Raw genomic sequence first — 522 nt, 5'->3', positions numbered from 1 at the left:
GTGGCATTAATACTTATGGGTATGTTGGGGGGAATCCGATAAATCGGATTGATCCCTTAGGATTAGCTTCATTAAAAGTAGATCTCTATGTCGGTCTAGGTGGAGGCTTTACGATTGGGTATAATTCAAAAACCAATAATTGGTTTTACGGTGGGCGGCTTGGAATCGGTTTCGGTGCTGGGGCGAACTTAGATCTCATAGACAGAGGTCCTGAAAGCCTACCTAGAAGAACTAGCCCATATGCGGATAACTGTTCAACATTGAGCGCTAACGAGAGCGGTTTGAGTATTGGAGGATATGGAAACATTGGTGCCAGCTTAGGCCCATTCAGTATCTCATACGGCGCGCAAGGTGGTCGCTTCTTTGACGGCACAGGAAACTCATATTCACTGTCACCAGGACTATCTCCCTCCTTTAATGCTATCGGTGCTAAAGGCGGCTTATCTTTTGGTGGCGCAATAGGGTTCGAAGTCATCAACTGGGGAGGAAACTAAAATGGAAACTTTTTATTTTAACTTTTTA

1 protein-coding gene is annotated in these 522 nt (G+C 44.6%); it reads left to right on the top strand.

What is annotated here, in order from left to right:
• The coding region (locus A10D4_RS14230) for an RHS repeat-associated core domain-containing protein (RefSeq protein WP_008490193.1) at positions 1-494 on the top strand (494 nt) is incomplete at its 5' end.
• Between the last annotated feature and the right edge of the window lie 28 nt (positions 495-522).

It is taken from the genome of Idiomarina xiamenensis 10-D-4 (assembly GCF_000299895.1).
GTDB classification, from domain to species: Bacteria; Pseudomonadota; Gammaproteobacteria; order Enterobacterales; family Alteromonadaceae; genus Idiomarina; species Idiomarina xiamenensis.
This window is presented reverse-complemented; position numbering and strand designations above follow the sequence as displayed.